Origin of the sequence: Natronolimnobius sp. AArcel1 (genome assembly GCF_011043775.1) — an archaeon.
Lineage (GTDB): Archaea > Halobacteriota > Halobacteria > Halobacteriales > Natrialbaceae > Natronolimnobius.
Window position 1 is genome coordinate 1 of sequence record NZ_JAAKXY010000019.1, and the last position, 839, is coordinate 839.

General features: G+C 61.5%; 2 pseudogenes. Both read left to right on the plus strand.

Annotated features, from left to right (window positions below):
* Positions 1-192 (plus strand): annotated as a pseudogene (locus tag G6M89_RS22685) (DUF4157 domain-containing protein); the annotation flags it as partial.
* Positions 193-216: 24 nt separating this feature from the next.
* Positions 217-839 (plus strand): annotated as a pseudogene (locus G6M89_RS22060) (hypothetical protein); the annotation flags it as partial.

Consider the following 839-nt stretch of genomic DNA (forward strand, 5'->3'; position numbering starts at 1 on the left):
CTCGAGGATCGCCTCGGCGAATCGCTGGATCACGTCCGGGTGCATACAGGTCCGACCGCACAGCAGGCCTGCGAGGCGGTCAACGCCCGCGCGTTCACCGTCGGCAATCACATTGCCTTCGGCCCCGGTGAGTATGATCCGCAATCGACCGCGGGACAGCACCTCATCACTCATGAGGTCGTTCACACCCTCCAGCAACCCGACGCTCCGCTATCAATGATGCCCAAAACCGAGCCTCAACTCGAGATCGATCCCGATGAGGGAGCCGAGCGGGAGGCTGACGAAATCGCGACCGAGGTGATGAAGGGTGGCAAACTCGGCATTACTTCCATGTGGCAAACTGACGTTCACATCCAACGATGGGGACTCAGCCGTGCTGTCACCGGTACCGCCGACCGCCTCTCGAAATTTAAGGCCACCATGGATGAGAACCTCTCGAGTCGTACCAAAGAGAAACAAGACCGAGCCCAGAAATTCGCTGAAATGGGGCAACGAGGGGACGGATCCTCGATTCCGGAACGGGTCGACTCCCTCGAGCAGGACGTCTCAGAACTCGGAACCTACGTCGCCGACCAGGTCAGTCCGACGGGTCTTGGGCAGAAGATCCGAACGGCAGTCACTGACAACGTCGTCGCGACTGGCGCTGGCCTCACTGTCGGTGGAGCGATGGCGTACACTGGTCTCCAGAACGGCAGCCCCGAACTGGTGACGGCCGGCGTCTCCGCAGCGTCGACCGCTGCCACGACTGCCTACGCCCAGCATCGGGGACCTGACGTGGCACACGCCGCCAAAGAGATGTCCCCGGACTGGATGAAGCAGGTCTCCGGGTTCGTTAAGCA